4 protein-coding genes and 1 pseudogene are annotated in these 6,429 nt (G+C 69.0%); 3 read left to right on the forward strand and 2 right to left on the reverse strand.

Going from position 1 to position 6,429, the window contains the following annotated elements; genetic code table 11:
• Positions 1-345 precede the first annotated feature (345 nt).
• A complete protein-coding gene (locus ACZ7DE_RS40205) occupies positions 346-543 on the reverse strand; it encodes a hypothetical protein (protein ID WP_470769437.1) in 198 nt (65 codons plus the stop codon).
• 82 nt (positions 544-625) lie between these two features.
• Between ACZ7DE_RS40205 and ACZ7DE_RS40210 the strand changes: the two genes are divergently transcribed.
• Positions 626-3,202, forward strand: coding sequence for a hypothetical protein (locus ACZ7DE_RS40210; RefSeq protein WP_470769439.1), 2,577 nt, complete (start codon positions 626-628; stop codon positions 3,200-3,202).
• Between the two features lie 80 nt (positions 3,203-3,282).
• On the opposite strand, the gene ACZ7DE_RS40215 is transcribed toward ACZ7DE_RS40210, so the two are convergent.
• Positions 3,283-3,939: a helicase associated domain-containing protein gene (locus ACZ7DE_RS40215; protein ID WP_470769441.1), complete on the reverse strand. Its 657-nt coding sequence runs from the start codon at positions 3,937-3,939 to the stop codon at positions 3,283-3,285.
• A 1,606-nt stretch (positions 3,940-5,545) separates the two neighbouring features.
• Between ACZ7DE_RS40215 and ACZ7DE_RS40220 the strand changes: the two are divergent.
• A pseudogene (locus ACZ7DE_RS40220) lies at positions 5,546-5,701 on the forward strand (sulfite exporter TauE/SafE family protein); the annotation flags it as partial.
• A gap of 54 nt (positions 5,702-5,755) precedes the next feature.
• Positions 5,756-6,429, forward strand: a 674-nt coding sequence (locus ACZ7DE_RS40225) for an IS701 family transposase (RefSeq protein ID WP_470769443.1), incomplete at its 3' end; no start/stop codon positions are given.

The raw sequence follows: 6,429 nt of genomic DNA on the forward strand, positions 1-6,429 counted from the left end.
GCGGCGATCGTGATGTCCGGCAGGTGGCGTTCGTGGGCCTCACGGAGTCCCCACCGCCTGGTCGTCGCCGACCGAGGCCGAGACCGCCGGCGACGCTCGTCCTCGACGCCGACACGGAGCGGAATGTGACCGGCTACGGCGTGGGCGGCCTGATCCTGGACGTGCCCACCAAGTCCTTGCCCGCCCTTGCCGAGTGGACGCTGGCCAAGGCGCAGCTCGGGGCGCGCCCTGTGACGACGCTCTGCGGCGGCGGGCGGCACCCACGGGCCGCCCCTGTGCAGGGCGGCCCGTTCGGTCGGCCGGTCGGTCAGATGTCAGGCACGTCTGGCACGTAGTTGAGCGCGGTCAGGCCAGGAGGGCGGCGTAGACGCTGGCCACGGTGGCGGTGAGGGTGATGACCGCGGCGAAGGTGACGGCGGCGCGGGTGAGAGTGGCGGGGTAGGTGGCGCCGTCCAGGCGGGCGAGCTTGCCCGCGCCGGCGGCGGCCAGCAGCGCGACGACGATTACGAGTGCGGTGGCAAGAAGGACGACGGTGACGGTCACGGCAGACTCCCGTTACACGATGGGGTGTTGACGTGCTCGAAGGTCATGGAAGTGGTGTGCGCCGGGGTTCGCCGGGGCGAAGATGAACATCGGCGAACACATCACGGCCCGGGGGGAGCAGGTGCGCGACGAGCCGAACGAGCACAGTCGGACACTCACCGAACTGCGCAGGAGACTGGATGCCGCACTGGCCCGCATGCGGCTGAACAAGACGCAACTGGCGCAGCGGACGGGGCTGGGGCGTACGACCGTGTCGCAGGCCTTCCAGCCCGATGGGCCGGTGCCGTCGGCGCAGACGGTGGCGGTGCTGGCCGGCGCCTTGAAGCTGCCGGTCGAGGAGTTACTGGCGCTGCAGCGGGACGCGGCTGGCAACGGGGGCGGTTGGCGGGCGGGGCCCGGCCGGTTGATCGGGGAATGGGAGCCGCACGATCTGGAGGTCCATCCGGCCGGGCAAGGCATCGTCGTTGACGGCTCAGGTGCGCCCGGGACACGGGCGCTTCCCGGGTACGTGCGGCGCGCCCATGACCGGGTGCTGGCGGAGGCAGTGAGGGATGCGGCGGCCGGCCGCAGCCGGATGTTGGTCCTGGTGGGCACCTCCTCGACCGGGAAGACCCGGGCCTGCTGGGAGTCCGTCCAGCCGCTCGCGGATCGGGGATGGCGGCTGTGGCATCCGGCCGACCCGACCAGGGCAGAAGCCGCCCTGGAGGACCTGCACCGTGTCCAGCCACGCACCGTGGTGTGGTTGAACGAGGCCCAGCACTACCTCGGCGACCGGGCGGCCGGTGAGCGGGTCGCAGCGGCCGTGCGCGATGTGTTGCTCAGCGCGGAGCGCGGACCGGTCCTCGTGCTGGGCACGCTCTGGCCGAAATACGCCCGCCAGTACACGGCCCTGCCCGCCCCGGGCGGGGAAGATCCGCACAGCCGGGTCCGAGAACTGCTCTCCGGCCGGACCCTGAGCATCCCGGAGTCGTTCGACGCCCCGGCCCTGGCCTCGGCGGCCGCGCTTGCCGAGGGCGGTGACCGGCTGCTGGCCGACGCCCTCACCCGCGCCCACACCGACGGACGGGTCACCCAGGACCTGGCCGGTGCACCCGAACTCCTCAACCGCTACCAGCACGCAAGCCCCGCCGCCAAAGCGCTGCTGGAGGCGGCGATGGATGCGCGCCGCCTCGGCGTCGGCCTCCACCTCCCGCAGGCCTTCCTCACCGACGCAGCGGTCGACTACCTCAGCCAGAGCGACTACGACCAGCTCACCGACGACTGGGCCGAAGCTGCCTTCGCCGAACTCGCCGAACCGGTCCACGGCAAACAAGCCCCTCTGCGGCGCACTAGTCCTCGACCCTCGCGCCGCCCACCCGCTCCGTCCGCAGCCGCGGCCCCGCTCCTGCCACAGCCGTCGTGGCCAGTGTTCCGGCTCGCCGACTACCTCGAACAATACGGCCGCACCACCCGCAAAGCCCTGTGCCCGCCCGCCTCCTTCTGGCACACCGCCCACACTCACCTCACCCACCCCGACGACCTGGACAACCTTGCCGAAGCAGCCGCGAACCGGCACCGCCTGCAATGGGCCCACCACCTCCGCCACAGGGCCGCGGACCACGGCAGTGCCAATGCCCTGTACGAACTGGCCGTGGAGCAGGAGGGGGCTGGGGATCGGAAGGGCGCTGAGGGCCTTTTCCGGCAGGCCGCGGACCACGGCAGCGCCAATGCCCTGCACTGCTTGGCCGTGGAGCGGGAGAGGGCTGGGGATCGGGAGGGGGCTGACGCCCTCGCCCTGCAAGCCCTCGACCACGGCAGAGCTGATGCCGTGCACCGCCTGGCCAGGGCGCGGGAGAGGGATGGGGATCGGGAGGGCGCTGAGAGTCTCTACCGGCAGGCCGCGGACCACGACAGTGCGACTGCTTTGTACGGCCTGGGCGCGATGCGGGAGAGGGATGGGGATCGGGAGGGCGCTGAGAGTCTCTACCGGCAGGCCGCGGACCACGGCAATGATGATGCGCTGGATCGTCTGGCCGTGTTGCGGGAGGGGGCTGGGGATCGGGAGGGCGCTGAGATCCTGGCCTGGCAGGCTGTCGGCCGCGGTCATCCTGCCCTGCTCTCCCTGGTCCTGTTGCGGGAGGAGTCCGGGGACCGGGAGGGTGCTGAAGCCCTGGCCCAGCAGGCTGTCGACCACAGCATCTTCAACCCCCTGTACAACCTGGCCCAGAGCCGAGAAGACGCCGGGGATCAGGAGGGTGCCAACGACCTCTACCAGCAGGCCGCCGACCACGGCAACGGTTACGCCCTGCACTGGATTGCTTTGTCGCGGGAGCTGGCTGGGGACCTGAAGGGCGCCGAAGACCTCTATTGGCAGGCCTTCGACCACGGCGACCCCGACGGCCTCCGATCCCTAATGCTGTTGCGGGTCAAGACTGAGGATCGGGAGGGTGCCGAGGCCTTGGCACGGCAGGCCCTCGAACACGGCAGCCCTGACGTCCTGTACCTACTGGCCCAGTTGCAGAGGGTGGTTGCGGACCGGGATCGCAGGAGGGCCGAGGCCGAGGCCCTGGCCCGGCTGGCCGTCGACCACGGCATTGACTCGTTTAGCGGGGCAATTCTTGAAGAGCTGTGGCCTCATGGTCTGGACCCAGACGGCATGCCCACGCCCCCATGGCAATGATCCGCGCGCGGGCGGTCACGACCGGATGCGTCTGCCGTCGGTGCTGGCCCACACGGCCCCGGACCGGTCAGGCACCTGTACTACTGGCAGGCCTCGGCACGCTCCGCAAGGGGTTGAGCCTCATCGAGCCAGGCGGTGGTCTTACCGGGCATCGCGAGCCGGCGGCTACGGGGCCCCAAGGAGGTTGGCGCCGACGCGGGCTGACATCGCTTCCCCGCGAGGGCGGCGGAGCCGGCGGGCAGGGCCTGGGTATGGGCGTCGTCGTGGGCGATGAGCCCGGCCGGGCCGGGGCCGCGGGGCGGGCCATGGCCTGCTCCAGGCGGGCGCGGAGGTGCTCCCTCGTCGAAGGGGACGCCGGCGTCAACCAGGTGCGAGCGTTGTTCGGCCAGCCAGGCGCCGACGGGGGTGGTGGCGGGGACGTCGAGGTGGCCGTACTGGTCGCGGTAGGACTGGGCGGCGAGGCCGAGGCGGCGGGAGCGGGAGACGGCCGTCTCGCGGGGGTCGAAGGAGGCCAGGTCCATCGCGCGGGCGATGCGTTCGGGGTGGACGGTGAAGTCAAAGTGCCAGCGGCGTTCGATGACGTCGCTGGTCTCGCGCGGGAGCCGGTTGGCCTTGTCGGGGAGGCGTTCGAGGATGCGGTGGTCGTGGCTGGCCAGCGCGCAGGAAGTCTTTCGAACGCCTCTTCCGCAGCCGCGTTCGAAAGGGCTGCCTGTAAGACAAGCGACGGCGGTGGTCAACTGTCTGCCTTGGCGGGTCGGTGTGGCACTGCCGCGCTCGTCGACCTTTCCCGCCCCGCCTTCGCGGGCAGGACACCGAGGGCGACCACAGCGTCGGCGTCTCCGGCGTCCGCGGCCCGGCGGAACGCCTCCTCGGCCTCCTCAACCCGCCCCGCCTCGGCAAGCAGTACACCGCTGGTCAGTTCTCACAACGAGGGGTCAGCTGCCCTGTAAGGATGTCTCGGTGACGGACACAACAGCTCTCTACGGCTTGGTCGGCGCGATAGGCGGGGCGCTCCTCGGAGCCGGTGCTGCTGTCGCCGCGCCGTTGCTCCAGAACAGAGGTACTGAGCGTGCTCACCGCCGGGCTCGGAGGGAGGCGGAGGTCAATCGGCTGATCAAGATTCGTAGCAGCACACGCCGGGTGCTGGAGCTCCAGTCAGACACTATCGAGGCGTTGGCGGCCGGACGGCAAGTCTCGCCACAGGAACTCTCTGTATCCATGGCGGCCTCCCTGCAAGAGGCCTGGGAAGCAGCGGACATGATCCTGACGGACGGGTTCTTCGTCCCCATCAGCAGATCGAGTTATGAGGCGGTCCGCCCACGACCGGACCTTGGCAGACGACGAGTGTCAGTCGGTTTGCGGCTGGACCAGCAACAAGTTTTCAGGGCCATGAAATCCTTGGGAACCAGCATCTGCATCGCCGCAGAATCCGGAGGACCCGGCCCAGTCCCGCCCGAAACAATCAGCCACCTGCGGGCCATGTTTGCTGACGTTGAGCGGACCCGCAGTGAGCTGGTTAGCCACCTCTTGGACCGGATCGATTGGTTGACTCACACGACAGTACCTGTCCCCTGAGATCCACCTGGACCAGCTAAGCCAACGCTTGGAGGACAGGGTATCTCTACAGAGGTGCGCGGGACCTGCACGCATCTCGAGCCGTATTTCCGCAGGTCAGCGAATTTCGTCGGTTCCCCCAGTTAGGAGCACGGGGCCGACTCCGCACACTTCCCACCTGAGGCGTGGACGTCGTCGGGAGCGGAGTCCGTTCCCCGACCGGCAACGAGGTCATACGGTCTCGGCACTGGTGGGCTCGCGACAGTTGAATACGCGAGCCCACTAGTGAGGCCGTCATACCAACCGAAGCACGGGTCGGCTGTCGGGGACGCCCAGCAGCTGCCGGACTCGTGCGGGGTGCCAGGCCAGTTCATCGGCAGGGATCGGAATGGTCAGGCCCTTCTCCTTCTCGGCTAGCTCGTAGGCCTGGACAAGCAGCACAGGCTGCTCGCCAGGGAAGCTGTCGACGGGCTCGGGGGGAAAAGCCTGGCTGAGTCTCGAGTGTGCGCAAGCGCTGGTATCCCCGGCTTGCCGTGGCATCAGAGACCATGCCAAGTTCACGGCAGCGGTAGATGAGTGCACGCCCTGGCCGGACTCGCCGACGACGCCCCCACCCGGGAACTCCGCCAGACCTGCATCGACGTGCTGTGTGCCTACCTCCGCTTGCCCTATACAGCCGAGGCCTGGCTTTGTTCACGAGTTGGGACAGCAGTTGCTCATGGCCTCGGGAGGCAGTTGGATCGGGCTGGGGGCGATGTTCACGAGAACGGGAGGCACCCGATCCGGAGCGTGTTCCGGGTGTTGGTAGCGGTTCGTCCGGGGGTTGTCGTGGAGTGGTCGATGGGGTTGCTCGGGTTCGCCGCTGGGCTTCTGATATCGGTGGCCACGGCGCCGGTGGGCGTCTCTGGAGCGGTCTTCCTGCTGCCCGTCCAGGTCAGCGTGCTAGTACTGCAACGGTGTCTACCGTGACTGCTGGCCAGCTCGGTCGTTGATGTGGTTATGGGTGGGGACCTTGCTGATGTGCGTGTGTGGGCGAGTGAACTGGATGCGGTGCACGGGCGGTTCGTGCACCGTTTCAACAGGTCGGAGCCGCGTGAATCTGCGCTGGCCTATATGCGGGGGCTGATCGCTCCGCTGGCGCGCAAGAACGGCTGGACGCTGGCCGAGGAGGCGGGCCATGACGGGCCGGACCGCATCCAGCGGATGCTGAACCGGATCGAGTGGGATGCGGATGAGGTCCTCGACGACGTGCGTGACAACCTCGGCGACCGGGACGCGGTGCTCATCGTCGACGACACCGGCTTCCTGAAGAAGGGCACCCGCTCGGCAGGAGTGCAACGGCAGTATTCCGGCACCGCGGGCCGCACCGAGAACTCCCAGATCGGCGTCTTCCTCGCCTACGCCGCCGGTCGCGGACGCACACTGATCGACCGGCGGCTCTATCTGCCCACGTCCTGGACGGACGACCGGGAACGCTGCCGCCGCGCGGGCATCGGCGACGAGATCGCCTTCGCCACGAAGGTGGCCATGGCCAAGGCGATGGTCCGCAAGGCGATCGCCGACAGGATTCCCTTCGCCTGGGTGACCGCGGATGCCGCATACGGCTTCAGCAAGGGCTGGCGATACGAACTCGAACAGGCCGACGTCTTCCACGTCATGGCCACAACGAGGCA

Source organism: Streptomyces sp. NPDC037083 (assembly GCF_055606485.1).